The 25,980-nt window shown below is 66.1% G+C and carries 22 protein-coding genes; 10 read left to right on the top strand and 12 right to left on the bottom strand.

Going from position 1 to position 25,980, the window contains the following annotated elements; translation table 11 throughout:
- Positions 1-49 precede the first annotated feature (49 nt).
- Together IE126_RS02395 and IE126_RS02390 are read left to right on the top strand one after the other, a co-directional pair.
- Positions 50-2,317, top strand: coding sequence for a xanthine dehydrogenase family protein molybdopterin-binding subunit (locus tag IE126_RS02395; RefSeq protein ID WP_189380084.1), 2,268 nt, complete (start codon positions 50-52; stop codon positions 2,315-2,317).
- Positions 2,304-3,383 carry a DUF2235 domain-containing protein gene (locus IE126_RS02390; protein WP_189380083.1) on the top strand — a complete coding sequence of 360 codons (1,080 nt, stop codon included), beginning with the start codon at positions 2,304-2,306 and terminating at the stop codon, positions 3,381-3,383. Before IE126_RS02395 ends, IE126_RS02390 begins: the two co-directional genes overlap by 14 nt.
- Here IE126_RS02390 and IE126_RS02385 read toward each other — a convergent pair.
- Positions 3,373-3,849, bottom strand: coding sequence for a PaaI family thioesterase (locus IE126_RS02385; RefSeq protein WP_108128366.1), 477 nt, complete (start codon positions 3,847-3,849; stop codon positions 3,373-3,375). The genes IE126_RS02390 and IE126_RS02385 overlap by 11 nt on opposite strands.
- A gap of 108 nt (positions 3,850-3,957) precedes the next feature.
- On the opposite strand from IE126_RS02385, the gene aguB reads away from it, so the two are divergent.
- Positions 3,958-4,830 (top strand): N-carbamoylputrescine amidase, encoded by an 873-nt coding sequence (aguB, locus tag IE126_RS02380; protein ID WP_189380082.1) that lies wholly within the window; start codon positions 3,958-3,960, stop codon positions 4,828-4,830.
- Here the strand turns inward: aguB and IE126_RS02375 are convergent.
- The 3 genes from IE126_RS02375 to gltX form a co-directional block, all read right to left on the bottom strand.
- Positions 4,827-5,546 (bottom strand): heparan-alpha-glucosaminide N-acetyltransferase, encoded by a 720-nt coding sequence (locus IE126_RS02375; RefSeq protein ID WP_054301835.1) that lies wholly within the window; start codon positions 5,544-5,546, stop codon positions 4,827-4,829. The two genes, aguB and IE126_RS02375, sit on opposite strands and share 4 nt — an antisense overlap.
- A gap of 81 nt (positions 5,547-5,627) precedes the next feature.
- Complete coding sequence (gltA, locus tag IE126_RS02370) at positions 5,628-6,923, bottom strand: citrate synthase (RefSeq protein WP_054301836.1); 1,296 nt, start codon at positions 6,921-6,923, stop codon at positions 5,628-5,630.
- A gap of 77 nt (positions 6,924-7,000) precedes the next feature.
- Complete coding sequence (gene gltX, locus IE126_RS02365) at positions 7,001-8,401, bottom strand: glutamate--tRNA ligase (RefSeq protein WP_189380081.1); 1,401 nt, start codon at positions 8,399-8,401, stop codon at positions 7,001-7,003.
- Between the two features lie 75 nt (positions 8,402-8,476).
- Here gltX and IE126_RS02360 point away from each other — a divergent pair, with 75 nt between their 5' ends.
- Positions 8,477-10,585 carry a ComEC/Rec2 family competence protein gene (locus IE126_RS02360; protein WP_189380080.1) on the top strand — a complete coding sequence of 703 codons (2,109 nt, stop codon included), beginning with the start codon at positions 8,477-8,479 and terminating at the stop codon, positions 10,583-10,585.
- On the opposite strand, the gene lexA is transcribed toward IE126_RS02360, so the two are convergent.
- The 7 genes from lexA to IE126_RS02325 form a co-directional block, all read right to left on the bottom strand.
- Positions 10,579-11,268 (bottom strand): transcriptional repressor LexA, encoded by a 690-nt coding sequence (gene lexA, locus IE126_RS02355; protein WP_054301839.1) that lies wholly within the window; start codon positions 11,266-11,268, stop codon positions 10,579-10,581. The genes IE126_RS02360 and lexA overlap by 7 nt on opposite strands.
- A gap of 79 nt (positions 11,269-11,347) precedes the next feature.
- On the bottom strand, positions 11,348-12,511 hold the full coding sequence (locus tag IE126_RS02350; protein WP_189380079.1) for a molybdopterin molybdotransferase MoeA: 1,164 nt from the start codon (positions 12,509-12,511) through the stop codon (positions 11,348-11,350).
- Entirely contained in the window at positions 12,508-12,987 is a 480-nt protein-coding gene (gene moaC, locus IE126_RS02345) for a cyclic pyranopterin monophosphate synthase MoaC (RefSeq protein ID WP_054301841.1), read from the bottom strand. Before moaC ends, IE126_RS02350 begins: the two co-directional genes overlap by 4 nt.
- Before the next feature lies 1 nt (position 12,988).
- Positions 12,989-13,801: an indole-3-glycerol phosphate synthase TrpC gene (gene trpC, locus IE126_RS02340; protein WP_189380078.1), complete on the bottom strand. Its 813-nt coding sequence runs from the start codon at positions 13,799-13,801 to the stop codon at positions 12,989-12,991.
- A 53-nt stretch (positions 13,802-13,854) separates the two neighbouring features.
- A complete protein-coding gene (locus IE126_RS02335; protein WP_189380077.1) occupies positions 13,855-14,496 on the bottom strand; it encodes a uracil-DNA glycosylase in 642 nt (213 codons plus the stop codon).
- Positions 14,493-15,506 carry an anthranilate phosphoribosyltransferase gene (trpD, locus tag IE126_RS02330; protein WP_189380076.1) on the bottom strand — a complete coding sequence of 338 codons (1,014 nt, stop codon included), beginning with the start codon at positions 15,504-15,506 and terminating at the stop codon, positions 14,493-14,495. Before trpD ends, IE126_RS02335 begins: the two co-directional genes overlap by 4 nt.
- A complete protein-coding gene (locus IE126_RS02325) occupies positions 15,503-16,084 on the bottom strand; it encodes an anthranilate synthase component II (protein ID WP_189380075.1) in 582 nt (193 codons plus the stop codon). The genes trpD and IE126_RS02325 overlap by 4 nt, the downstream gene beginning before the upstream one ends.
- Before the next feature lie 490 nt (positions 16,085-16,574).
- Between IE126_RS02325 and IE126_RS02320 the strand changes: the two genes are divergently transcribed.
- From IE126_RS02320 to IE126_RS02305, 4 genes are all read left to right on the top strand, one after another.
- Entirely contained in the window at positions 16,575-17,756 is a 1,182-nt protein-coding gene (locus tag IE126_RS02320; protein WP_189380074.1) for an aspartate aminotransferase family protein, read from the top strand.
- Complete coding sequence (locus IE126_RS02315; protein WP_189380073.1) at positions 17,719-18,258, top strand: GNAT family N-acetyltransferase; 540 nt, start codon at positions 17,719-17,721, stop codon at positions 18,256-18,258. Before IE126_RS02320 ends, IE126_RS02315 begins: the two co-directional genes overlap by 38 nt.
- 40 nt (positions 18,259-18,298) lie before the next feature.
- On the top strand, positions 18,299-19,225 hold the full coding sequence (argF, locus tag IE126_RS02310) for an ornithine carbamoyltransferase (protein ID WP_108128314.1): 927 nt from the start codon (positions 18,299-18,301) through the stop codon (positions 19,223-19,225).
- 192 nt (positions 19,226-19,417) lie between these two features.
- Entirely contained in the window at positions 19,418-20,698 is a 1,281-nt protein-coding gene (locus tag IE126_RS02305; protein ID WP_189380072.1) for a Hint domain-containing protein, read from the top strand.
- A 4-nt stretch (positions 20,699-20,702) separates the two neighbouring features.
- Here the strand turns inward: IE126_RS02305 and hrpB are convergent, their stop codons facing one another.
- A complete protein-coding gene (gene hrpB, locus IE126_RS02300) occupies positions 20,703-23,156 on the bottom strand; it encodes an ATP-dependent helicase HrpB (RefSeq protein ID WP_189380338.1) in 2,454 nt (817 codons plus the stop codon).
- Positions 23,157-23,286: 130 nt separating this feature from the next.
- Here hrpB and IE126_RS02295 point away from each other — a divergent pair, with 130 nt between their 5' ends.
- Together IE126_RS02295 and IE126_RS02290 are read left to right on the top strand one after the other, a co-directional pair.
- Complete coding sequence (locus tag IE126_RS02295) at positions 23,287-24,699, top strand: cryptochrome/photolyase family protein (protein WP_189380071.1); 1,413 nt, start codon at positions 23,287-23,289, stop codon at positions 24,697-24,699.
- Between the two features lie 55 nt (positions 24,700-24,754).
- Entirely contained in the window at positions 24,755-25,966 is a 1,212-nt protein-coding gene (locus IE126_RS02290; protein ID WP_189380070.1) for an SAM-dependent methyltransferase, read from the top strand.
- Positions 25,967-25,980 lie beyond the last annotated feature (14 nt).

Genomic DNA, 25,980 nt, shown 5'->3' with positions numbered 1-25,980 from the left:
CTGGACTTGTCCCGCCGGGCGTTTACCATTCCGTTGACAGGACAAGGGGATGGCGATGTTTGGCAAAGCGCAGGGGCGGCTGGAGGATCAACGGTTTCTGACTGGCAAGGGGCGCTATGTGGAGGACATCGTGCCGGAAGGCGCTTTGTGGGTGGCCTTCCTGCGCAGCCCGGTGGCGCATGCCGAAATCCGGTCGCTGGATGTAACGGCGGCAGAGGCGGCACCGGGCGTTCAGCTGGTCCTGACGGCAGAGCGTCTGGCCGGGGCGGGGGTCGTTCTGGGCATGCGCGGCTATCGCGTGACGCAGCCTGACGGCAGCAAGGGCGCCGGACCGGAGCGGCCCGTTCTGGCGCTGGGACGGGTGCGGCATGTCGGCGAGGCGCTGGCCATGGTGGTTGCGGAAACCCCCGATCAGGCGCGCGACGCAGTGGAGATGATCGAGGCCGACCTGCGCGATCTGCCGGTTGCGCTTTTCCCCGAGGGCGGGCCGACCATCCACCCCGAGGCACCGGGCAATCATGCCTTCACCCATGAGCAGGGCGATGGCGGGGCGGTGGAGGCGGCGCTGGCTGCCGCCGCGCATCGCATCCGGTTTACCACCCGCCACAACCGCATTGCCCCGGCGTCGATGGAGCCGCGCGGTGCCTGGGCGGAATGGGATGGCACCCGGTTGCATCTGGCGGTGAACGGGCAGGGTGTCTGGGGCCAGAAGGCGGAACTTGCCCGCCAGCTTGGCCTGCCGGCGGATGCGGTGCGGGTGACCAACCCCGATGTCGGCGGCGGCTTCGGCATGAAGGCCATGCCCTACCCGGAATATATCTGCCTTGGTGCCGCCGCGCGGATGCTGGGCCGTCCTCTGCGCTGGATGGCGGATCGTGGCGAATCCATGTTGTCCGACAATGCGGGCCGCGATCTGGAGGCGACCTCGGAACTGGGGTTCGACGCCGATTTCCGGCTGGTGGCCTGCCGCGTCAATCTTGTGTCAAACCTTGGCGCCTATAACTCGCAATTCGGGCAGGGCGTTCAATCGGAGATGTTTGCCAAGGTGCTGAGCGGGGTCTACGACGTGCAGGCGGTGCATTTGCGGGCGGAGGGGGTCTATACCAACACCACCCCGGTTGATGCCTATCGCGGCGCGGGGCGGCCCGAGGCGATCCTGACGCTGGAACGCGCCATGGATGCCGCCGCGCGGGAGCTTGGCCTGCCGCCCGAGGACCTGCGCGCACGCAATGTGATCAGGCAGTTCCCTTACAGCTTCTGGAATGGCGAGGTGATCGACAGCGGCGATTTCCCGCGTCTGCTGGCGCGGCTGGCGGCGGAATCGGATGCGGCAGGGTTTGCCGCCCGGCGGGCGGATTCGGCGGCGCGCGGCTTGCTGCGTGGGCGGGGCATGGCGCTTTATGTCGAGGCGATCATGGGCGCGCCCGAGGAAACCGCCACGGTGGAATTTACCGAAACCGGGGTGATCCTTTACGTTGGCACACAGTCGAACGGGCAGGGGCATGAGACGGTCTATACCCGCATGCTGGCCGACCTGACCGGCCTGCCGGAAAGTGCCATTACCGTGGTGCAGGGTGACAGCGACCGCATCGCACGCGGGGGCGGCACTGGCGGCTCCCGCTCGGTCACCGTGCAGGGCACGACGATGCGGGCTACGGTCACCACCATGACCGATGCCTTTGCATCCTGGCTGGCGGAACGCGAAGGCGTGCCTTTCCGCTATGCTGATGGTGTGCTGAAGGCCGAGGGGCGTAATCTTGCCTTCACTCTGATCGAAGTTGCCGATCAGGCGCGCGCCGCAGGTCGGGCCGACCTGCTGCGCCATTCCGCGACGACCAGGCTGGAGGGGCGCAGCTTCCCCAATGGCGCCCATGCCGCCGAGGTGGAGATCGACCCCGAAACCGGCGCGTTGCGGCTGGATCGTTATACGGCGGTTGATGATTTCGGCACGCTGATCGCGCCGGAACTGGTGCAGGGGCAGGTGCAGGGCGGGGTGGCGCAGGGCTTCGGTCAGGCGGTGATGGAAGAGACGGTTTTCGACGCACAGGGGCAGTTGCTGACCGGCAGTTTCATGGATTACGCGCTGCCGCGCGCTTCGGACCTGCCGTTCATCCGCTTCGCCTCGGAACCTTCGCCAACCGCCACCAACCCCCTGGGCATGAAAGGCTGTGGCGAGGCGGGAACGGTGGGTGCCCTGCCGGTGATCGCCAATGCGGTGGCCGATGCGCTGGCGCCGCTGGGCGCGCGGGTGGAAATGCCCTTCACCCCGGCGCGGATCTGGGCCGCGCTGGCGGAGGCGCGCGATGCGTCTGATTGACCGTCTGCGCCACTGGCTGCGCCGTCATCCGGTGGTGCAGACTGATCCGCCCGACCCGCCGCCGCCCGGTGCGCGACGCGGCGTGGTGGATCATGTGATCATCCTTGACGGTACGCTTGCCTCGCTGGAGCCGGACAGCCACAGCAACGCGGGCTTTGCCTACCTGTTGCTGCGCGAACCGGCGCCGGGCAATCGCCGATCAGTCTATTATGAACCCGGCCTGCAATGGCAGAACTGGCGGCAGACGCTGGATGTGATGCAGGGGCGCGGCATCAACCGGCAGATCCGCCGCGCCTATGGCTATCTGGCGAGCCACTATCGCCCCGGCGACCGCATCTTCCTGATGGGCTATTCCCGTGGCGCCTATGCGGTGCGCAGCCTTGCCGGGGTGATCGACCGGGTGGGCCTGCTGACCCATGACAACGCGACCGAGCGCAATGTGACGCTGGCCTATCGCCACTATGAACGCGGACCGGACAGCGCGGCGTCACGCGCCTTTGTGACCCGCTTCTGCCATCCGGCGGCTCCGATCCAGATGGTCGGGGTCTGGGATACGGTGAAGGCGCTGGGCCTGCGGCTGCCGGGCCTCTGGATGCTGACCGAACGCCGCCACGCCTTCCACAACCATCAGCTCGGGGCCTCTGTCCGCCATGGCTTTCACGCACTGGCGCTGCATGAAACGCGCGAGGTGTTTGAGCCGGTGCTCTGGACCTGTCCGCCGGGATGGGAGGGCAATGTCGAACAGGTCTGGTTTCGCGGCAGCCATGGCGATATCGGCGGCCAGATCGGCGATTTCGAGGCCGCGCGCCCACTAGCCAATATCCCGCTGGTCTGGATGCTGGAAAGGGCGGAGGCCTGCGGGCTGAGCCTGCCGCCCGGCTGGCGCGCGCGGTTTCCCTGTGATCCGGCAGCACCGATGGTGGGCACATGGCGTGGCTTCGGCGGGGCCTTCCTGTTGCGCCGCCCCCGGATCATCGGGCGCGACAGATCGGAAAGGGTTCACCCGACGGCGCTGTCATCGGTGCCAAAGCGCGCGGGCTTCTGGCGCCGCGCCTTCACGCCATGATGATGCAGGTGGTCGAGCCGGTGGCATAAACCTTCCCGTCCTCCAGACCCCGGATGGTGCCATGCGCCACGGCGGTGGACCGGCCTGCGTGATCTAGCAGCGCCTCAGCCTCGACCTCCATCCCGACGGGCAGGGCACGGGTGATATTCACCTTGTATTCCAGCGTTGTATACCAGCGCCCCTGCGGCACGCCGGTCATCACCGCGCAGCCCAGAACGGTATCCAGCACCGTGCCATACCAGCCGCCATGTACGGCACCGAACGGATTGGTGTGCTGAAAACCCGGCGTGCCACGCACCAGCACGCGGCCCGGCTCCACCTCGGTGATCCGGCAGCCCATCACCCCGGCGATGGCGGGATGTGGCAGATCGCCTGCCAGCACCTTCTGCATGAACTCCAGCCCCGACATCGACAGCAACGTGTCGCGGCTGGGCAGATCGGCGGGGGTGCGGGCGATGGGGGGCATGTCGGTCATAGCCGGTTTCTTGCAAGCCGCACGCCGCCTGTCGAGAGGGCTTGCGTGCTGCGAGACGCTGCGTCACTTTGATATGGCAATTTGATCAAAGAGGCTGTCATGTCCGCGCTGACCCTAGCCGCCACGCAATTCGCCTGTTCCTGGAATCTGCCTGCCAATGCCGACCGGGCCGAGGCGCTGGTGCGGCAGGCCGCCGGGCAGGGCGCCGGCGTCGTGCTGATTCAGGAGCTGTTCGCCGCCCCATATTTCTGCATCACGGAGCGGCCGGAATATTTTGCCCTCGCCGCCGAGGCTGAGGGGCATCCGCTGATCGCGCGGTTTTCGGACCTTGCGCGCGAGCTGGGCGTGGTGCTGCCGGTGTCGTTTTTTGAACGCGCAGGGCAGGCCTTCTTCAATTCGCTGGCGCTGATCGACGCCGATGGCAGGGTGCTGGGCATCTATCGCAAAAGCCATATTCCGCAGGGTCCGGGCTATGAGGAGAAGTTCTATTTCTCTCCCGGCGATACCGGCTTCCGGGTGTGGGAGACGGCGGCGGGGCGGCTGGGCGTCGGCATCTGCTGGGACCAGTGGTTCCCTGAATGTGCCCGCGCCATGGCACTGATGGGGGCCGAGGTGCTGCTTTACCCGACCGCCATCGGCTCTGAGCCGCCGGCGCCGGGCTATGACAGCCAGCCGCATTGGGAAATGGTCATGCGCGGCCATGCGGCGGCCAATATCCTGCCGCTGGTCGCCTCTAACCGCATCGGCACGGAAACGGCGCCGGAAGGCGTGGATGTGACCTTCTATGGATCGAGCTTCATTTCCGATCATCGTGGGCAATTGCTGGCGAAGGCCAGCCGTGACACCGAGGAAATCCTGACGGCCACGGTAGATCTGGCGGAAATCGCCGCACTGCGGGCGAGCTGGGGGCTGTTCCGGGATCGCAGGCCCGGGCTTTACGCGCCGCTGATGTCGCTGGACGGACGCAGCTAGCGCAGGATCTGCGCCGCCAGCCAGACAAGGCTGATCAGCACCGGCTGATGGATCAGGTAGACCGCCAGACTGTGCCGCCCCGGCCAGGCAAGCCAGCCCAACCCTTCGGGTGAAATCTGTGCCAGCCGGGGCAGGACGGGGGCGATCAGCCGGGCAATACCCATTCCGGCCAGGAACGGGCCGAACCACGGCACCAGCGGCTCGAAATCCATCGTATAGGTCGGCAATGTCGTCAGGCCCAGAAACCGAAGGGCGGGCGCCTGCCATTCCAGCAGCGGCGGCAAGGGCCATGCGGCCCAGACCACGGCGAGGCCAAGCGCAAGGTTGACCAGCCCCGGCAGGCGCAGGAACACGAGGCCCAGCAGGCTGGCCACCGCGATGCTGTGCAGAATGCCGAAGAAGATCCAGAAATCAGGCATGGCGATACGGGTGGCCAGCGATACCAGCGCCGCTGCCGCCGCGATCTTGCCCCAGCGGCGCCAGAAGGCGGGCCATCGGATGCCCTGCCCATGCGCCAGCCACAGTCCCATTCCGGCGAGGAACAGGAATGACCCCGCCACGATCCGTGCGTGATAGTAGAAAAAGCCGCTGACCGCCGTGCCGGGCGGCACGAAGCCAAACATTTGCAGGTCGAACACCAGATGGAAGGCCGCCATCCCCAGCAGGGCGAGCGTGCGGGCGCTGTCGATCAGCCAGAGGCGGGGTGTCTGCGTCATGCCCTCTTTTCACCTGCTGTGTCGCCGCCTGCAAGCGAAAGGGCGGCCCGAAGGCCGCCCCTGTTTCGCGTTTCGCCGGTCTCAGCGGTGATGCACATCCACATAGTCGCGGAAGGTCGGCCCGGTATAGAGCTGACGCGGGCGGCCGATCTTCTGCGTCGGGTCGCCGATCATCTCTTTCCACTGGCTGATCCAGCCGACGGTGCGGCTCAGCGCGAAGATCGGGGTGAACATCGAGGTCGGGAAACCCATCGCATCGAGGATGATGCCCGAATAGAAGTCGACGTTCGGGTAAAGCTTCTTCTCGATGAAGTAGGGGTCTTCCAGCGCGATGCGCTCCAGTTCCTTGGCGACTTGCAGGGTCGGGTTGTTCTCGATCCCCAGCAGGCCCAGCACCTCGTCGGCGGATTCCTTCATCACTTTGGCGCGCGGGTCAAAGTTCTTGTAAACCCGGTGGCCGAAGCCCATCAGACGGAACGGATCGTTCTTGTCCTTGGCGCGGGCCACATATTCCGGGATGCGATCCACGGTGCCGATCTCGCGCAGCATTTCCAGGCACGCCTGGTTGGCGCCGCCATGGGCCGGCCCCCACAGACAGGCGATGCCGGCTGCGATGCAGGCGAAGGGGTTGGCGCCCGACGACCCGGCCAGACGCACCGTCGAGGTCGAGGCGTTCTGTTCGTGATCGGCATGCAGCATCATGATCCGGTCCATCGCCTTCGACAGCACCGGGTTCACCACATAATCCTCGCAGGGCACAGCGAAGCACATGTGCAGGAAGTTCGCGGCGTAATCGAGGCTGTTCTTCGGATAGACGAAGGGCTGACCCACCGAATATTTGTAGGCCATTGCGGCGATGGTCGGCAGTTTGGCGATAAGCCGCATCGCGGCCACTTCGCGCTGCCACGGGTCATTGATGTCGGTCGAGTCGTGGTAGAAGGCCGACATCGCGCCGACCACACCCACCATGGTCGCCATCGGGTGACTGTCGCGGCGGAAGCCCCGGAAGAAATAGTGCATCTGCTCGTGCACCATGGTGTGCCGGGTGATGCGGGTCTCGAAGTCCTTCATCTGTGCAGCATTCGGCAGTTCGCCGTTCAGCAGCAGATAGCAGACTTCAAGGTAATGCGATTTCTCGGCCAGCTGGTCGATCGGATAGCCGCGATGCAGCAGCTCGCCCTTGTCGCCGTCGATATAGGTGATGGCGCTGTCACAGGCGGCGGTCGAGGTGAAGCCCGGATCGTAGGTGAACACGTCACCTTCACCGTACAGCTTGCGGATGTCGATGACATCGGGGCCAATCGTGCCCGAATGGATCGGCAGGTCGATGACCTTGTCGTCGAATGTCAGCGTCGCGGTCCTGTTGGTCTCTGCCATCTCTACATCCCTCTGCGTTGCTGCCCGGCGCCGTGAGGGCGCCGTGGCCAAATCTTCGGGCAGGGAGGGTGCGGCAATCAGGCCGCGGCATCCTCCAGCCGCGCAATCGTTTCGTCCTGACCGATGACAAGCATCATGTCATAGACGCTGGGGCTGACCGTGCGTCCGGCAAGGGCGGCACGCAGCGGAGCAGCCAGCTTGCCGAAGCCCAGCCCGTGTTCGGCTGCGGTCCCGGTCAGAATGGCTTCAAGATCTTCCTTCGTCCAGCTAGCATTTCGCAGGCGCGGCGTCAATGAAGACAGTATACCACGGGATACCGGATCAAGCGCCTTCTCGGCAGCCTCGTCGCGCGCCACAGGGCGGGTGGTCAGAATATACCGCGCCTTTTCAAGAAGTTCCGGGAAGGTCTTGGCACGTTCTTTCAGGCTGGACATACCCGCCAGCATCAGGCCGCGTTGGTGTTCGGACAGCGCCGGAAGGTTTGCGACGGCCAGATAGGCCTCCAGTTCATGCAGCAATGCAGCATCGTCGCTGGCCGCGATATGCTGGCCGCACAGATTCTCCAGCTTCTTGAAATCCAGTCGGGCGGGTGCGCGGCCGATTCCCTTCAGGTCAAACCATTCCATCGCCTGTTCGCTGGTAAAGAACTCGGCATCGCCATGTGCCCAACCCAGTCGGGTCAGGTAATTGCGCATGCCCGCGGCGGGGTAACCCATGGCCTGATATTCCTCGACGCCAAGTGCGCCGTGACGTTTTGACAGTTTCTTGCCATCCGGTCCGTGGATCAGCGGAATATGCGCCCAGACTGGAACGGACCAATCCATCGCGTCATAGATCATCTGCTGGCGGGCCGCGTTCACAAGGTGGTCATCGCCCCGGATCACATGGGTCACACCCATGTCGTGATCGTCGACCACCACCGCCAGCATATAGGTCGGCGTCCCGTCCGAGCGCAGGACGATCATGTCATCCAGCGTCTCGTTCTTGATGACGACGCGGCCCTGCACCTGATCATCAATCACCGTCTCGCCTTCGCGCGGTGCTTTCATGCGGATGGCGAAGGGCCGGTCTGGATACGTCGCCGGATCGGCGTCACGCCAGGGGCTTTGAAACACTGCATAGCTGCCCTTGGCTTCGGCTTCGGCGCGGAAGGCCTCAATTTCTTCCCTCGTGCTGAAGCATTTGTAGGCTGTGCCGCGCGCAAGCATGGCATGCGCCACCTCGGCATGGCGGTCGCGCCGCTCGAACTGGCTGATGACGTCGCCGTCCCAGTCGAGGCCAAGCCATTCCAGCCCGCGCAGGATCGCCGCCGTCGCCTCGGGGGTCGAGCGTTCGCGGTCAGTATCCTCGATCCGCAGCAGGAACTTGCCTCCCCGGCCACGGGCAAACAGCCAGTTGAACAGCGCCGTCCTGCCGCCGCCGATGTGCAGATAACCCGTGGGCGAGGGGGCAAAGCGGGTGACGACGTGTCCGGTCATGCGACTTAACCTTTCGGAAACCATTGGCGCGCTAGCGTTGGGCATCTGATAGGCGAGCGGAGGCCCGGAAACAAGGTGGCGGTGCGCGGGGGCATCCTGGGGCGGCTGGCGGGAGCGGTGGCCGATGCGCGGGGTATCCTGTTTCCCTGGGTGCCGGTCTTTCTTGGCGCCGGGATCGGCTTCTGGTTCGCGCTGCCGGTGGAGCCGGGGCTTGCAACTTATCTCGTGGCAGGCGGTCTGGTTCTGCTCATGGCCGGTCTGTGGCGCTTCGGGCCGGAGGCGGCGCAACCGCTCTGGGTGGCCGTGGCCTGCCTGACACTTGGCGGCATCGTGGCTGGCGTGCGCGCGCATCTCGTTGCCGCGCCGGTGCTGGAGTTCCGGTATTATGGTCCGATCGAGGGGCGTATCGTCGCGCTGGACCGCTCGCAATCCGATGCGCTGCGGCTGACGCTGGACAATGTGCAGCTTTCAGAGGTGGCGCCGCGCCGCATACCGGCGCGCGTACGCATCGCCTTGCAGGTGGCGCCCCGGTTTGCCCCCGCACCCGGGCAATGGGTGCAGATCACCGCTCATCTTGCCCCGCCGGGCGATCCGGTCGAACCCGGCGGCTTCGATTTCCGCCGCGTGGCGTGGTTTCAGCGGCTTGGCGCAATTGGCTATTCTCGTCATCCGCTGCTGATGCTGGCCCCGCCGGGCCGAGGCGAGCAGGGGCTGAACCGGCTGCGCGCGGCGCTGTCAGCAGGCATTCAGGCGCGAATCCGGGGCGATCCGGGGGCTTTTGCCGCCGGGGTGATGACAGGTGATCGCTCCGGCTTCAGCCGCGCGGCGATCGAGGATCTGCGCGCCTCCAGCCTTGCGCATCTTCTGGCGATCTCGGGCATGCATATGGCCTTTCTGATCGGATTTGTCTTTGCGCTGATCCGGGGCGGGCTTGCGCTGGTGCCGCACATTGCCCTGCGGCTGAACACAAAGAAGGTTGCCGCAGCCCTGTCGCTGCCGGTGGCGATCTTCTACCTGCTTTTGTCGGGCGCCAATGTGGCAACCGAGCGGGCCTGCATCATGATCTGCGTCATGCTGGGCGCCGTGCTACTGGATCGGTGGGCCCTGTCGCTCCGCTCGGTGGCGATCTCGGCAACGATCCTGCTGTGCCTTCGCCCGGAGACCCTGCTGACGCCGGGGTTCCAGATGTCCTTCGCCGCGACCACCGCGCTGGTGGCGGGGTTTGGCGCCCTGCACAGCGCGCTGACAGGTGGTCTGGTCCCGCGATGGGCGCTGCCAGTCCTTACACTGGTCCTGTCTTCGGCGCTGGCTGGGATCGCAACGGCCCCCTTCGCCGCCGCTCACTTTAACAGAATCGCAGATTATGGGCTGCTGGCCAATGTGTTGACCGTGCCGGTCATGGGCATGGTGGTGATGCCCGCCGGTGCGATTGCGGCCCTGCTTGCCCCCTTCGGTCTGGCGGATCTGCCGCTGATGGTCATGGGGTGGGGGGCGCGCTGGATTTTATATGTATCCCATATGGTTGCTGGCCTGGATGGGGCCGTGACGCCAGTTCCGGCACCGGGGCCGCTGGCCCTGCCGCTCATCGCTCTGGGCGGCATCGGGATGGCGGTGGGGCGGCGCTGGTTCCGGCTGCCCGGCGTTCTTGCCATCGCGCTCGGCCTGGGCGTCTGGACGCAGGCAGAGCGTCCGGCGCTGTTGATTTCACCGGATGGATTGCTTGTTGGCCTCTATGGGCCGCAGGGCAGGGCCCTTTCCGCTGCGCGCGGGGCGGGCTTTGCCGCGCAGAACTGGCTGGAGAATGATGGCGATCTTGTCTCGCAGCCAATCGCGGCGAAACGGGAGGGTTTTACCGGCCCTGCGTCAGAGCGGCGATTTTATCTGGGCGAATGGAGCGGGGTTCATCTGCGCGGCAAGGGCGCGGAAGAAAAGCTGCCCGCTGCCTGCGCAGCCAATGATCTGGTTATCACTGCCGCGCAGATCGCCACACCGCCGGAGGGATGCATCGTGATCGACATCGGGCAGCTGCGCCGCAGCGGAGGCATTGCGCTTTCGCCTGATGGCGACCGGCTGCGCCTGCAACCGGCCCGCGATACCACCCGCATCTGGCACGGGAAACACGCGCAGACGATGGCGGCGCGCTGGTTGGACCGGCCTGTGCGCCCGCTGGCGAAGGGTCAGTAGCTGCGGATCAGCCCGACAAGGCGGCCCTGCACCTTGACCATGTGATCGGGAAACACACGCGTTTCATAAAGCGGGTTTGCCGCTTCCAGCGCGATCATGTTTCCCTTGCGGCGGAAGCGTTTCAGCGTCGCCTCGCTGTCTTCAACCAGCGCCACCACGATATCGCCATTCTCGGCCGTGCCCTGTTCGCGGATGACAACGATATCACCATCGTTGATCCCGGCCTCAATCATCGAATCGCCCTTGACCTCAAGCGCGTAATGCTGGGCGCTGCCGGAGAGCATCCCTCCGGGCACAGCAACGTGATGCGAGATTTCAGAGATCGCCTCGATCGGAACGCCCGCCGCGATGCGGCCCATCACGGGCAGCTCCACGGCGTGCACCTGCACCGGAATGGCCGTGGCGGGTTGCGGGGCAGCAGGCCGGTCACCGGCAATCACGCGGGGAGTGAAACCCGGCTTCTCCATCGCCTCGGGCAGTTTGACAATTTCGATGGCGCGGGCGCGATGGGCAAGGCGGCGGATGAAGCCCCGTTCCTCCAGCGCGGTGATCAGGCGGTGAATGCCGGACTTGGACCGCAGGTCCAGCGCCTCCTTCATTTCATCGAAGGAGGGCGGAACGCCATCCCGATCCATGCGGACGCGAATGAAATCCAGCAATTCCAGTTGCTTGCGCGTGAGCATCGGGCAAATCCTTCCACCAGGGTCAAGGGTGTTTGCCTTATGTTCTGCCCGCGTTCCCGATTTGTGTCAAGGCCTTCCGTCAGATTGGCAGGTAATCGGCAGCCTCTCCCGCCTTGCGGGCGCCGTCTCCCAGGGGCCTGATCAGCAGCGCATTCGCTTCGGCCAGTACGCTCAGCAAAGCGGAATCCTGACGGTCGAAGGCGGTGACGACCCCATCTTCGATGCGGGCACGCATGTAATGGGTGCGCGGCCCGGTCGGGGCGACATCCGCGCCCAGCACGGCGCGGCGCGGCGCGGGGGCCGGTGCCGGCTCGCCCTGCATGGCCCGCAACAAGGGCAGCAGGAAGAGATGCGCGCAGACGATGGCAGAGACCGGATTGCCGGGCAGCCCGAGCATCGGCATGCCGTTCAGCCGCCCGGCCATCAGCGGTTTTCCGGGGCGCATGCTGATCTTGTAGAAGGCGCGTTCCATGCCAAGATCGGTGGCAACCTTCGCCACAAGGTCATGGTCCCCGACCGAGGCACCGCCGATGGTCACCACCAGATCTGCGCCTTCCGCCAGCGCGAAAACCGCCCGCAGGCTGGCCTCGGTATCGCGGGCGATGGGCAGAAGCCGTGCCTCGGCGCCAACACCTTCGGCCAAGGCTTTGATCGCAAAGGAGTTCGAGGCAATGATCTGATCAGGGTCGGGGGTGTCACCGGGCATGACCAACTCGTCCCCGGTGGCGATAATCGCCACCACTGGCCGTCGGTGGGCAGGCACTTCGGCCAGGTTCATTGCGGCCAGAAGCGCCACGTCAGAGGCAGAAATCCGGCGCGGTTGCAGCCGGAAACCCGCCGCGAAATCATCGCCTGCCTGCCGGATATTCGCATTGGCGGAGGCTGTGGCGATTACAATGTCATTGCCGTCGCGGGTGACATCCTCTTGCAGCACCACCTGCGTGGCTCCGTCCGGCACCGGGGCGCCGGTGAAGATGCGCGCCGCCTCACCCGGCCCCACCGATCCCGCAAACCCGTGACCAGCGGCGGATTCGCCGATCACACGGAAACGCGCGCCTGTCGCGGCCGGACCCTGCACTGCATAGCCATCCATGGCTGAGGACGCGAAAGGCGGCTGGGTGCGTCGGGCTTCGGCAGCTTTGGCCATCCAGCGACCTGCCGCTGCTGCCAGCGGCACGGTTTCCACCGGCATCGGGGTGGCAAGGGCCAGAACGCGGGCCAGCGCTTCCTCAACCGAAATCATGGCGTGGCCTCGAAGCGGCCGGATTTTCCGCCTTCCTTGAGGATCAGGCGTATGCCTTCAATCTGCATGGACTTTTCGACTGCCTTCACCATGTCATAGACGGTCAGGCAGGCGACAGAAACGGCGGTCAGCGCCTCCATCTCCACCCCGGTCTGGCCGGTGGTCTTGACCGTCGCCTCGACCTGAATGCCGGGCAGCGCGGGATCCGGGGTCAGGTCGACCGCGACCTTGGTGACGGGCAGAGGATGGCACAGCGGGATCAGATCGGCAGTTTTCTTCGCCCCCATGATGCCCGCCAGCCGCGCCACGGCCAGAACATCGCCCTTGGCGGCGCGGCCCTCGGTGATCAGTGTCAGTGTTTCGGCCGTCATCCGCACCGCGCCGCGGGCCACCGCAAGGCGCGAGGTCACCGCCTTGTCGGAGACGTCGACCATATGCGCATCGCCCTTGGCGTCGAAATGCGTCAGGCCGGACATGTCACATCCCCCCTTCGGATTTCAGCGGATTGGCAAGGATCGCGCGTGTCGCGGCGGTCACGTCTTCCTGTCGCATCAGCGCCTCGCCGATCAGGAAGCAACGCGCGCCATAGCGGGCCATGTCGGCCAGATCCTCGGCGGTATAAAGCCCGCTTTCCGACACGATCAGCCGGTCGGCCGGAACGCGCCGCGCCAGATCGCGCGTGGTGTCCAGCGTGGTTTCGAACGTGTGCAGGTTGCGGTTGTTGATACCCAGCAGCGGCGATTTCAGCCGCGTGGCACGTTCAAGCTCCGTCCGGTCATGCACCTCGATCAGCACATCCATGCCAAGGTCGAAAGCGGTCTGTTCCAGATCCACCGCTTCGGCATCATCCAGCGAGGCCATGATGATCAGAATGCAATCGGCCCCCAGCGCGCGGGATTCGACGACGCTGTAGGAGTCATAAAGGAAATCCTTGCGCAGACAGGGCAGCTTTACTGCCTCGCGCGCGGCGGCGAGATAGCTGTCGTCGCCCTGAAAGGACGGGCCGTCGGTCAGCACCGAAAGGCAGGTGGCGCCACCCTCTTCATAGGCGCGGGCAAGGGCAGGCGGGTCGAAATCGGCGCGGATCAGACCCTTGGAAGGGCTGGCCTTCTTGATTTCGGCAATCAGGCCATAGCCCGAAGTCGCGGCATCGCGCAGGGCGCGGGCAAAACCGCGCGGGGCCGGGGCGGCCTTGGCGGCGGCTTCCACCTCGGCCAGAGGCTGCGCGATCTTGCGGGCGGCAACATCTTCCAGCTTGTAGGCTTTGATGCGGTCGAGAATGGTGGTCATGGCGATCTCCTTCCCAGTGACTTAGCGCGCCGTGGCGGCGTTGAAAACCCGGCTCAGGCCGACCAGTCGACCGGCGTGCCGCCGGTGCACGCGAGCCAGCAGTTTACCTGACTGAACGGTTTCGAGCCGAAAAAGCCGCGATAGGCCGACAGGGGGGAGGGGTGCGCGCTTTCAAGGAACAGGTGCCCGTCTCGCGGCAGCTTTGCACAAAGTTTTTGCGCAGGCCCACCCCAAAGGACAAAGGCGCGCGGCCCGTCGGCAGCGGTGGTGGCCAGCACCTGCTGCACCAGCGCTTCCCAGCCCCAGCCCTTGTGGCCATTGGCCTGCCCCTGCGGCACGGTCAGTACGGCGTTCAGCAGCAGGACACCCTGTTCGGCCCAGCCGGTCAGATCGCCGTCGCATTTTGCGACGCCCAGATCGTCGTGCAACTCGGTCAGGATGTTCTTCAGCGAATGTTGCGGGGCCGCGCCGGGCGGAAAGCTGAAAGCAAGGCCGGTGGCGCGGCCCGGTGTGGGGTAGGGGTCTTGCCCGAGGATCACCACACGCACCCTGTCACGCGGCGTCAGATCCAGGGCGCGGAACGGTGATTGCGGCTGCCAGCCGGGCGTGACGCTGAGCCGTGCGGCCAAGGCGGGCCAGTCGTCCCGAAAGAACGGAAGATCCGCCCAGCTTGCAGGGATGTCGAGGCCGCTCACCCGTTGGTCAGCGCCACCAGCGCCTCGACCTTTTGCAGCGCACGGCCACTGTCGATGGCCTCGCGGGCCATTTCCACGCCCTCGGGCAGGCCAGTCGCGCGCCCTGCCACCACCAGCGCGGCGGCGGAGTTCAGCAGAACAGCATCACGATACGCACCTTCCTCGCCCTCCAGCAGGCGGCGGAAGGCCGCGCCGTTTTCCTGCGGCGTGCCCCCGAGGATCGCCTCGAACGGATGGACCGGCAGGCCCGCATCCTCGGGGCTGACCTCGAATTCGCGGATTGTACCGTTTTCCAGCGCGGCCACAGAGGTCGGCCCGGCAATGGAGATTTCATCGGTCCCGTCTGAACCGTGGACCAGCCAGGCCGCCTCTGACCCCAGTGTCAGCAGGGTTTCCGCCATCGGGCGCAGTAGCGCGGTGCTGAATGTGCCCGTCAACTGCCGCTTCACACCGGCGGGGTTGGTCAGCGGTCCGAGGATGTTGAAGATGGTGCGGGTGCCCAGCTCGGCCCGCACCGGCCCGACATGGCGCATCGCCGGATGATGCATCGGCGCCATCATGAAGCCGATCCCGGCTTCATGCAGGCAGCGTTCTACTACATCGGGGCCGATCATCACGTTGAGGCCCATTTCCGAAAGCGCATCCGCCGCGCCGGATTTGGAGGAAAGGTTGCGGTTGCCGTGCTTGGCCACGACGACCCCCGCCGCCGCCGCGACAAAGGCCGTCGCGGTGGAGATGTTCAGCGTGCCCTTGCCATCGCCGCCGGTGCCCACGATATCCATGGCGCCCGTGGGCGCGCTCACCTTGTGGCATTTGGCACGCATCACGCTGGCGGCGGCGGCATATTCATCCACCGTCTCGCCCCGCGTGCGCAGCGCCATCAGGAAGCCGCCCATCTGTGCGGGCGTCGCCTCGCCCTCGAACAGCGCGGCGAAGGCGGTTTCGGCCTCGGCGCGCGTCAGGGCGCGGGTCGCGGCGGTGCCGATCAGCGGCTTCAGCCGGTCGCTCATGCCGACACCTGCGCGCGGTCAAGGAAGTTCTTCAGCAACTGGTGCCCGTGCTCGCTGGCGATGCTTTCGGGGTGGAACTGCACGCCTTCGATAGGCAGCGTCTTGTGACGCAGGCCCATGATGGTGCCATCCTCAAGCCAGGCCGTGACCTCCAGACAATCCGGCAGGCTCTCGCGTTCCACCACCAGCGAGTGATAGCGGGTGGCAAGGAAGGGGGAGGGCAGGCCGCTGAACACGCCTTGCCCGCTGTGATGCATGGTGCCCATCTTGCCATGCACGATCTCGTGGCAGCGCACGACGTTGCCGCCGAACGCCTCGCCAATGGTCTGGTGTCCAAGGCAGACACCCAGCAGCGGGATCTTCGCCTCGGCGGCGGCGGCGGTCAGCGCAAGGCAGATGCCCGCCTGTGCCGGGTCGCAGGGACCGGGGCTCAGCACAATCAGATCAGGGCGCAGCGCCATGGCGGCCTGCACATCCAGCGCATCGTTGCGCCTGACCACCACATCGGCACCAAGCTCGCCCAGATAATGCACGAGATTGTAGGTAAAGCTGTCGTAGTTGTCGATCAGAAGCAGCATCCGGCCGTAACCCATGTATCGCGTTGGGTTCCTTCCATGGTCGTCTGCCGCGATACCCGCAAAATATCTGCCTGCCTGGCCCATACCCTGCCGTCCCGACTTCGGCCCCGAGGAACGTCAGGGAAGCTTATCGTTCATCAGAAGGCGCGGGGCAACCGTGTTCGCGCCCGTCGCGGGCTGGCAGAAAGTCTGCACGGTGACAGCAGCGCAGGGGCCTGTGCGCCTGCCCACCCGGGATTGCGGTGGCGGCGGCTGCAAGACGCTTGCCAGCCGTCCGGCCTTGCGCTATCGCAACGGCATGAATGCACGGATTCGCCCTTTCCAGCTTCCCCGACGCCGACGCAACCGCGTCTGACGTCGCTTTCGCGCGTTCTGCTTCCGGGTGCGACCCGGAAAATCCGGCCCCCCTCTCCCTACATGACACCCTTGCGTTGACATGGGCATACGCCTTTGGCACCCCTATGGCCTCGCATCCGCCTGAGGATTATCCATGATTACCTCCGTCCTGCCGACCTACAACCGTGCGCCGCTTGCCTTCGTGAAGGGCGAGGGAAGCTGGCTTTTCACCGAGGACGGGGGGCGTTACCTCGATCTGGGCTCGGGGATTGCCGTCAATGCGCTGGGCCATGCCCATCCCGAGCTGGTAAAAACCATCAGCGAACAGGCGGCAAAGCTCTGGCATGTGTCGAACGTCTATCGCATCCCGGAACAGGAGGCGCTGGCCGACCAACTGGTCGAGCACACCTTTGCCGACACCGTTTTCTTCACCAATTCCGGCACCGAGGCGGCGGAACTGGCGATCAAGATGGTCCGCAAATACTGGTACGAGAAGGGGCAGCCCGATCGGATCGAGATCCTGAGCTTTGATGGCGCCTTCCACGGCCGGTCGACGGGCGCCATTGCGGCGGCGGGGTCGGAAAAGATGGTCAAGGGCTTCGGCCCGCTGATGCCGGGCTTCCGGCAACTGCCCTTCGGCGATCACGAGGCGCTGCGGGCGGCGATTTCAGACCGCACGGCAGCGGTGATGATCGAGCCGGTTCAGGGCGAGGGCGGCATCCGCACGCTGCCCGACAGCTGCCTGAAAGGACTGCGTGACCTCTGTGACGAGACCGGCGCGCTTCTGGTCTTTGATGAGGTGCAATCTGGCATGGGCCGCACCGGCAAGCTGTTCGCGCATGAATGGGCGGGCGTCACCCCCGATATCATGATGGTCGCCAAGGGTATCGGCGGCGGCTTCCCGCTGGGGGCGGTACTGGCGACCGAAAACGCCGCTTCCGGCATGGTGGCAGGCACCCATGGGTCCACCTATGGTGGCAACCCGCTGGCCTGCGCGGTGGGCGGGGCTGTCATGCGCATCGTCTCGGACCCTGCGTTCCTGGCCGAGGTCAACCGCAAGGCGGGCCTGTTCCGTCAGGGGCTTGAGGCGCTGGTGGCGGAACATCCCGACGTGTTCGAAAGCGTGCGCGGGCAGGGGCTGATGCTTGGCCTGAAATGCAAGGCGCCGGTCGCGGATCTGGTGAAGGCGGGCATGGCGGAACATCTGCTGACCGTCGCCGCATCCGACAATGTGGTGCGGCTGCTGCCTGCGCTGAACATCCCCGACGCCGATATTGCCGAGGCGCTGAAGCGGCTGGATGCGGCCGCGGCCGCGCTGTCCGGTCATGCAAGCTGAGGCGGATTACAGCTTTCCGCCGCTGACGCGGTCGGATTACGCGCGGATGCGCGGCTGGCTGGACCAGCCGCATGTCCGCGCCTGGTGGGGCGACCCCGACACTGAAATCGCGCTGATCGACGCCGACATCGACGGCGACACCGCCGATTTGCGGCTGGTGGCCTATCAGGGCAGGCCCTTCGCCTATGTGCAGGATTACCCCGCCCATCACGACCCGATGCCGCAATATGCGGAATTCCCGCCCGGCACCCGTGCGATGGATACCTTTCTGGGCGATCCGGGGATGCTGGGGCAGGGCCATGCCGCGCGCTATCTGAACCTGCGCGCAGCCGATCTGCGGCGGCGCTATCCGGCGGTGGTCATCGATCCCGACCCGTCGAACGAGCGCGCCGTGCGGGCGTATCGACGAGCGGGCTTCCGTGCCATCCGCACCACGACGGGCGAGACGGGCAAGCCCGTGCTTGTCATGGCATTCGATCCGACATTCCCTTCCCTTTGGTAAGATACGCAAGCGGGCGGAAGCCCGTCAGAAAGACCGACAGATGAACCACTTCCTTGATATTCACACCACCTCCGCCACCGATCTGCGCGCGATGATCGACAATGCGCGTGCCATGAAGATCGCCCGCGCCGGGCGTCCCAAGGGCACGCCGGACGATGACCAGCCGCTGAAGGGCCGCATGGTCGCGCTGATCTTCGAAAAGCCCTCGACCCGCACCCGTGTCAGCTTTGACGTTGGTGTGCGCCAGATGGGTGGCGAGACGATGGTGCTGTCGGGCAAGGAAATGCAGCTTGGCCATGGCGAGACCATCGCCGATACCGCGCGGGTGCTGTCACGCTATGTCGATCTCATCATGATCCGCACCTTTGAAGAGGCGACGCTGCAGGAGATGGCGGAACATGCCACGGTTCCGGTCATCAACGGGCTGACCAACCGCACCCACCCCTGTCAGATCATGGCCGATGTGATGACCTATGAGGAACATCGCGGCCCGATCGCCGGCAAGAAGGTCGTGTGGTGCGGCGACGGCAACAATGTCTTTGCCAGCTTTGCTCATGCCGCCGGGCAGTTCGGCTTCGATCTGGCCTTCACCGGGCCTGAAACACTCGACCCCGAGCGGGTCTGGCTGGATTTCGCCGCCTCGAAAGGTCATCCGGTCACGGTGGAGCGTGACCCCTACAAGGCGGTCTCGGGCGCCGATCTGGTGGTCACCGATACCTGGGTCAGCATGCATGACCCCGAAAGCGCGAAAGAGCGCCGCCACAACCAATTGCGCCCCTATCAGGTGAATGAGGATCTGATGGCGAAGGCCAAACCGGATGCACTGTTCATGCATTGCCTGCCCGCGCACCGCAATGACGAGGCGACCAGCGCCGTAATGGACGGCCCGCATTCGGTGATTTTCGACGAGGCGGAAAACCGGCTGCATGCGCAGAAGGCGGTCATGCGCTGGTGCCTGGGCGTCTGACCGGCGCCATTGTTCCCCCGTTTGCGCCAGTGACCGGGGGGATTGTTTCCGGGTCGCAACAATTCCTGCCATTGGCTGCGGATTATGATGGCTTGGCGCAAAATTGCCCCGAATGCGCCGCATCCGATCCGTGAGGCCGCCCGATTTCGGCTGTCCTGTCGTTTCTGAGGCAGAAACGGACGGAGGCCGAAAATGGCCACGATCAATACAGGTTTGGGCGGGCCGCAGGGCGTGGGCGAAGGCAGCTTTCGCGGCAGCGCGCTGACGGCGGGAAATTATGATGACGGCTCGATCCAGGTGAACATCACCTCGGTTTTCGGTGCGTCGGGCATCAACTATTTCGGGACCAATTATACGTCCCTTTATATCAACACCAACGGGCTGATCACCTTTCAGGCGCCGGTCACTGCCTATACGCCTTCGGCGCTGTCCGCGCTGCCCTATCCGGCCATCGCGCCGTTCTGGAGTGATGTGAACATCACCAGCGGCACGGCCAACGGCACCAACAACATTTATTGGGACCTGGACCCGTCCAGCGGCCGCGTCACGATCACATGGCTGGATGTGCGGGCCTACAGCGGCGCCACCTCGGCGCGGAACACCTTTCAGGTGGTCCTGCAACATACCCACGACGGCAATTTCGAGATCGACATGATCTACCAGAAGGTCCAGTGGACCAACGGGTATACCGGCGTGGCGCAGGTGGGCATGACGGATGGCGGGTCGCGCGATTACATCGTTCCCGGCTCGGGCAATTCCTCGGCTTTGACGAACTATCCGAATGCCGGGCTGGACCCGGGCGAACCGAACGGTGTCTGGTCGACACGTTTCCTGAACGGCAATCCGGTGTGTTTCGAAGCGGGCACCCGCATCCACACCCCCGGTGGGCTGCGGCTGATCGAGGATCTGCGCGCCGGGGATCGCGTGATGACGCTGGATGACGGGCCGCAGATCTTGCGCTGGACCGGCGGCGGCATGGTCTGTGCCGAGGGCGAGGCGCTGCCGGTGCGCATCGAGGCCGGGGCGCTGGACAATGACGGTGACCTGAGCGTTTCGGGGCGGCATCTGCTGTTGCTGCACGGGGCCGATTGCGAATTACTGTTCGGCGAATATGAGGTGCTGGCAGCGGCGCGCGATCTGGTGGGCCTGCCCGGTGTCAGCCGCGAAACCCTGCCACGCCGCTTGCGCTATTGTCATCTGCTGCTGGACCGTCATCAGGTGCTGCTGGCGGAAGGCACCGGGGCGGAAAGCCTGCATCCGGGTCCGCAGGCCATGGCCGCATTGCCAGAACGGGCGCGGGCGGCCCTGCATGAAACTTTCCTTCCGTGGGAGCTGGAGCGTCTGGCACGCCAGCCCGCCGCGCGGCGGGTGCTGCGCAGACACGAGGCCCGGCTGCTGGTGATGCAGCGGGCAGGGTTGCGCGGGCCGGGCCTCAGGCCGGTGCCGGTTCCTGCGCCCTGGCTGGCGGCCTGACGGCTCAGGTGCCGCGCGGTTTTGCCCGTGTTGTCGGATCGGCCTCGCGCGGGTTTTCGGGCCAGGGGTGGCGCGGGTAACGGCCACGCATGTCGCGCCGCACATCGGCATAGGAATTGGTCCAGAACCCCGGCAGATCCGCCGTCACCTGCACCGGCTTGCCACCGGGCGACAGCAATGTGATCTTCAGCGGCAGCCGTTTTGGTCCCACCGTCGGATGCACCGTCACCCCGAACAATTCCTGCAAGCGCACCTCGATCCCCGGTGCCTCGCCGTCATAGTCGATGGGCACCGGCCGCCCCAGCGGCGTCTCGAAATGCGGCGGGGCGAGGCGGTCGAGCATCTGCACCCCCTCCCATCCCAGCGCGCTGCGGATCGGCTCCACCAGATCGAGGCCGCGCAGATCGGCCTCTGTGCGCTTGCCGGTCAGATAGGGCAACAGCGCCTCCCCCGCCAGCAGTGCGGGTTCCGAGATATCGGGCAGGTCGGCCCCGTCGCGGCGACAGAGCGCCGCCCGCACCATCAGCCGCCGTGCGGCTGGAGAGGGCGTGAGGCCGATCAACCGCAAACCGTCGAGCGCCGCACGCGCCAGCGCCTCCGGCGGCGCGTCGGTCCAGTGCCGGTCGTCCAGCACGCAGGCGCCGAAACACTCCTGCCGCCGCGCCACCACGCGGCCCTCGCGTCTGGACCATTCGCAGATGTCGCGCCACACGATCTGATCGCCATGCACCGCGCGCAACTCCGCCTCGGTCAACGCGACCGCCTGCCGGATCGTGGCCTCGCGCAGGTCGCCGTCCAGATCGGTGGCGACCAGAAGCCGTGCGCCCGACAGCGGCTGACCGGCAGCCATCGCCGCGCCCTTGCCGCCCGACAGCACCCAGCGCGGCGCCTCGCCCTTGCGGCGCAGGCCCACGCGGTCGGGATAGGCCAGCGATGCCATCTGGCCAAGGCTCAGGCCCTTCGGTGCCTCGGGGACGGCACGGGCCAGCCGCTTCGCCTCGGTGCGGATGCGCTCCACCGTGCCGCGATGCACGGTGCGGCCCTCACGCTCCATCCGGGCCGGGTCTTTCACCGCCGCCATGCGCAACGCCAGATCGGCGGGGGCATCGCGCAGCGGGTCGCGTTCGGCCAGCAGGGCGGCCAGTGTTGCGGCCTCAATCCCGCCGCCCGCGCGGATCAGCATGTGGGCCAGACGCGGGTGCAAGGGCAGTGCGGCGATCTGGCGGCCGTGGTCGGTGATGCGCCCGTCCTTCAGTGCCTCCAGCCCGGTCAGAAGCGCCTGGGCCTCTCCCAGCACGCCCGGATGCGGCGGGGTGAGGAAGGGCAGGTCGGTCGATCCCCAGACCGCAAGCTCCAGCGCGAGGCCGGTCAGGTCGCCCGCCGCGATTTCGGGCGGGGGGAAGGGCAGCAGTCCGCCTTCCTCGCCCTTCGACCACAGCCGGTAGCAGACCCCCTCCGCCACCCGGCCGGCGCGGCCCCGGCGCTGTTCGGCCTCGGCCCGTGTCACCCGTTCGGTGACCAGCCGCGCCATGCCCGAAGGCGCATCGAACCGCGCCCGCCGCGCCCGCCCGCCATCGACCACCACGCGGATGTCGGGGATGGTCAGCGAGGTTTCCGCGATCGAGGTCGCCAGTACGACCTTGCGCAGACCCGCCGCCGCCGGAGCCAGTGCCGCGCGCTGGGCCGCGAACTCCATCGCGCCGAACAGCGGGCGGATGTCGCAGCCCTTCAGGCCCTTCAGCAGGGCCTCGACCCGCCGGATCTCACCCTCGCCGGGCAGAAAGACCAGCACGCCGCCCTCGGGGCATTCCTCCACCGCCTGCACGACCAGTGCGGCCAGCGCCTGATCGAAGCGCGCGCGCGCGTCCAGCGGCCGGGGCAGCCAGCGGGTTTCCACCGGAAAAGCGCGGCCTTCGCTGGTGATCATCGGCGCATCGCCCATCAGCGCGGCGACAGGAGCGGCATCCAGCGTCGCCGACATGACCACCAGATGCAGGTCGTCGCGCAGCGCGCCCCGCACCTCCAGCACCAGCGCAAGGCCCAGATCGGCATTCAGGCTGCGTTCGTGAAACTCGTCGAAGATCACCGCACCGATACCATCAAGCCCCGGATCGGTTTGCAGCATCCGGGTCAGGATACCTTCGGTCACCACCTCGATCCGGGTGGTTTTCGAAACCTTCGCCTCGCCCCGGATACGGTAGCCGACGGTCTGGCCCACCGGCTCGCCCAGCGTTTCGGCCATGCGCTCTGCTGCGGCGCGGGCGGCAAGGCGGCGGGGCTCCAGCATGACGATGCGACCGGGGCAAAGGCCGGAGGCCAGCATAGCCAGCGGAACCCGCGTGGTCTTGCCCGCACCGGGCGGTGCCTGCACCACCGCCATGCCGCGCGCGGTCAGCGCCGCGACCAGATCGGACAGAACGGCATCAATCGGCAGGGCGGGGGGCGGCAGGATGGGCATGGCCCCAAGGACCAGATCACCGCGCGCGATGCAAGGGGCGTCAGTGCTGGAGGCTTCAGCACTGGGCAAGGATGATCCGCTACCCTAGGTCATACCGTATGACAAGGGAAACGGAGTAGCCTGACCTGCCATGACCGATACCCCCCTGATCCTGTGGTTCCGCCGCGACCTGCGGCTGGCCGATCACCCGATGCTGACCGCAGCGCTGGCCACCGGGCGACCGCTGATCCCGGTCTTCCTGCTGGACCCCGAGACCGAGGCCATTGGTGCTGCGGCGAAATGGCGGCTGGGCCTGTCGCTCGCCGATTTTGCGACGCGACTGGAGGGCGTGGGCAGCCGGCTGATCCTGCGGCGCGGGGCGGCGCCCGAGGCGCTGGCGCGGCTGATCGCGGACACCGGCGCCACGGGAGTGATGTGGAGCCGCGCCTATGATCCGGCCTCCATAGCCCGCGATACGGCGGTGAAAACCGCGCTGAGGGCGGCGGGGTACGGTGCCGAAAGCCATCCGGGTTTCCTGCTGGCCGAGCCCTGGCAGGTGGAGACCGGGCAGGGCGGCCCCTACCGCGTTTATACCCCATTCTGGAAGGCGCTGCGCCAGCGCGACATCGCACCCCTGCTGCCCGCGCCGAAGCAACTGCCGCCGCCCGAAAGCTGGCCCACTTCGGACCGGCTGGAGGATTGGCAGATGGGGGCCGCCATGCGGCGCGGCGCGGCAGTCTGCCTGCCGCATCAGGCCGTGGGGGAGGCGGCAGCTCTGACCCGGTTGGACGACTTTCTGGACCAGCGCCTTGCCCGCTATGCCGAGGCGCGGGATTTTCCGGCTACGCCCGCCACCTCGCGCCTGTCGGAAAACCTGACCTATGGCGAAATCGCCCCCGCCCGCATCTGGCATGCCGCCATGCACCGGCTGGATGCGGGAGACAGTGGCGCAGGCAAGTTCCTGTCGGAACTGGGCTGGCGCGATTTTGCCTGGCATCTGATCTATCACTTCCCGGCGCTTGCGACCGAGAACTGGCGCGAGGAGTGGGATGGCTTCCCCTGGCGCGGCGACAGTGCCGATGCCGAACGCTGGCGCCGGGGCCTGACCGGCGAGCCCTTCGTCGATGCCGCGATGCGCGAGATGTATGTGACCGGCACCATGCACAACCGAGCCCGGATGATTGCGGCCTCTTACCTGACCAAACATCTGATGACCGACTGGCGGGTGGGGCTGGCGTGGTTTGCCGATTGCCTGACCGACTGGGACCCGGCCTCCAACGCGATGGGCTGGCAATGGGTGGCGGGGTCAGGGCCGGATGCCGCGCCGTATTTCCGCATCTTCAACCCGGCGACGCAGGCGGAAAAGTTTGACCCGAATGCCGTCTATCGGCGCCGGTTTATCGCCGAACTCAGCCGCACACCCCCGGCTGACGCGCTGTCCTATTTCGATGCGGTGCCGCGAGCATGGGCGCTTTCACCCGATTCTGCCTATCCGAAGCCCTTGATTGCGCTGGATAAAGGCCGTCAGCGCGCGCTGGATGCCTATGCCGCACGAAAGGCTTGAGTGACAGCCGCGCTTGGGGAATCATCGGCACTGTATGATCCGGGGAGATGTAAGGATGACCACCTTGCTGACGACCGAAGGCCAGCCCGACCTGCCGCGCTATTTCGGTCAGGTAATGAAGGTGCTGGAAAAGCTGCGCGTGGGGCGGATGGAGTTTGTCCTGCCCGATGGCCGCCGCTTTCGGGCAGAAGGCGCCGCGCCCGGCCCGGTGGCCGAGGTGCAGGTGAAGAACCCGGATGTTTTCGCCCGGCTGATCCGCGAGGGGGATCTGGGCTTTTGCGACGCCTATCTGGACGGCGACTGGGATACGCCCGATCTGCAAGCCTTCATGGATCTGGTGCAGGCGCCACCGAACAACGGGGTGAATGACGGTTTTCCAGGCATGGGCCTCGTGCGGTCCTATGAGCGGATGCGGCACTGGCTGCGCGGAAATTCGAAACGGCAGGCCAAACGTAACATCGCCTATCACTACGATCTGGGGAATGATTTCTACCGGCTATGGCTCGACGATACGATGACCTATTCCAGCGCCCTGTTCCGCAGCGGGCAGGAAAGCCTTGAGGCGGCGCAGGAGGCCAAATACGCCTCGATGTTGCAGCAGATGGGCGCAAGGCGCGGCGATCACCTGCTGGAAATCGGCTGCGGCTGGGGCGGATTTGCCGAACATGCGGCGCGGGCGGGCATGGGGCTGACCTGCCTGACCATTTCAAAGGAACAGCACGATTTCGCGCAGGCCCGGATTGCCCGCGCGGGTCTCTCTGACCGGGTGGAGATCCGGCTTCAGGATTACCGCGATGAACGCGGCCAATATGACGGTATCGCCTCGATCGAGATGTTCGAGGCGGTGGGCGAGAAATACTGGCCTGTCTATTTCGGTGCGGTGCGCGACCGGCTGAAACCGGGGCGCAATGCCACGCTGCAAATCATCACCGTGCCCGATGCCCGCTTTGCGGCCTATCGCAAAACTGTGGATTTCATCCAGAAATACATCTTCCCCGGCGGCATGCTGCCTTCGCCCGCCGCGCTGGCGCAAGAGGTCGCGGCGGCGGGGCTGGCGCTGAAGGGCCATATCGAATTCGGCGAAAGCTACAGCCAGACGCTGCGGCGCTGGCATGACACGTTCAATGCCCACTGGCCCGAGGTGCGGGCGCTGGGCTTCGATGACCGCTTTCGCCGCATGTGGAACTTCTACCTGACCTCTTGCGCTGGCGCCTTTCACGGCGGAAACTGCGACGTGACGCAGATCACGGTGACGCGGCCCGGCTAGAGGCCGCGCGGAAA

The sequence above is a fragment of the Gemmobacter nanjingensis genome (assembly GCF_014652195.1).
Taxonomy (GTDB): domain Bacteria; phylum Pseudomonadota; class Alphaproteobacteria; order Rhodobacterales; family Rhodobacteraceae; genus Gemmobacter; species Gemmobacter caeni.
Note: the sequence above shows the minus strand (reverse complement) of the source record. Positions and strands in the feature narration are given on the sequence as shown.

Coding starts and splice junctions, on each gene's coding strand:
- IE126_RS02395 (WP_189380084.1), top strand. CDS start 50: ATGGCGATGTTTGGCAAAGCGCAGGGGCGGCTGGAGGATCAACGGTTT.
- IE126_RS02390 (WP_189380083.1), top strand. CDS start 2,304: ATGCGTCTGATTGACCGTCTGCGCCACTGGCTGCGCCGTCATCCGGTG.
- IE126_RS02385 (WP_108128366.1), bottom strand. CDS start 3,849: ATGCCCCCCATCGCCCGCACCCCCGCCGATCTGCCCAGCCGCGACACG.
- aguB (WP_189380082.1), top strand. CDS start 3,958: ATGTCCGCGCTGACCCTAGCCGCCACGCAATTCGCCTGTTCCTGGAAT.
- IE126_RS02375 (WP_054301835.1), bottom strand. CDS start 5,546: ATGACGCAGACACCCCGCCTCTGGCTGATCGACAGCGCCCGCACGCTC.
- gltA (WP_054301836.1), bottom strand. CDS start 6,923: ATGGCAGAGACCAACAGGACCGCGACGCTGACATTCGACGACAAGGTC.
- gltX (WP_189380081.1), bottom strand. CDS start 8,401: ATGACCGGACACGTCGTCACCCGCTTTGCCCCCTCGCCCACGGGTTAT.
- lexA (WP_054301839.1), bottom strand. CDS start 11,268: ATGCTCACGCGCAAGCAACTGGAATTGCTGGATTTCATTCGCGTCCGC.
- IE126_RS02350 (WP_189380079.1), bottom strand. CDS start 12,511: ATGATTTCGGTTGAGGAAGCGCTGGCCCGCGTTCTGGCCCTTGCCACC.
- moaC (WP_054301841.1), bottom strand. CDS start 12,987: ATGTCCGGCCTGACGCATTTCGACGCCAAGGGCGATGCGCATATGGTC.
- trpC (WP_189380078.1), bottom strand. CDS start 13,801: ATGACCACCATTCTCGACCGCATCAAAGCCTACAAGCTGGAAGATGTT.
- trpD (WP_189380076.1), bottom strand. CDS start 15,506: ATGAGCGACCGGCTGAAGCCGCTGATCGGCACCGCCGCGACCCGCGCC.
- IE126_RS02325 (WP_189380075.1), bottom strand. CDS start 16,084: ATGCTGCTTCTGATCGACAACTACGACAGCTTTACCTACAATCTCGTG.
- IE126_RS02320 (WP_189380074.1), top strand. CDS start 16,575: ATGATTACCTCCGTCCTGCCGACCTACAACCGTGCGCCGCTTGCCTTC.
- IE126_RS02315 (WP_189380073.1), top strand. CDS start 17,719: ATGCGGCCGCGGCCGCGCTGTCCGGTCATGCAAGCTGAGGCGGATTAC.
- argF (WP_108128314.1), top strand. CDS start 18,299: ATGAACCACTTCCTTGATATTCACACCACCTCCGCCACCGATCTGCGC.
- IE126_RS02305 (WP_189380072.1), top strand. CDS start 19,418: ATGGCCACGATCAATACAGGTTTGGGCGGGCCGCAGGGCGTGGGCGAA.
- hrpB (WP_189380338.1), bottom strand. CDS start 23,156: ATGCCCATCCTGCCGCCCCCCGCCCTGCCGATTGATGCCGTTCTGTCC.
- IE126_RS02295 (WP_189380071.1), top strand. CDS start 23,287: ATGACCGATACCCCCCTGATCCTGTGGTTCCGCCGCGACCTGCGGCTG.
- IE126_RS02290 (WP_189380070.1), top strand. CDS start 24,755: ATGACCACCTTGCTGACGACCGAAGGCCAGCCCGACCTGCCGCGCTAT.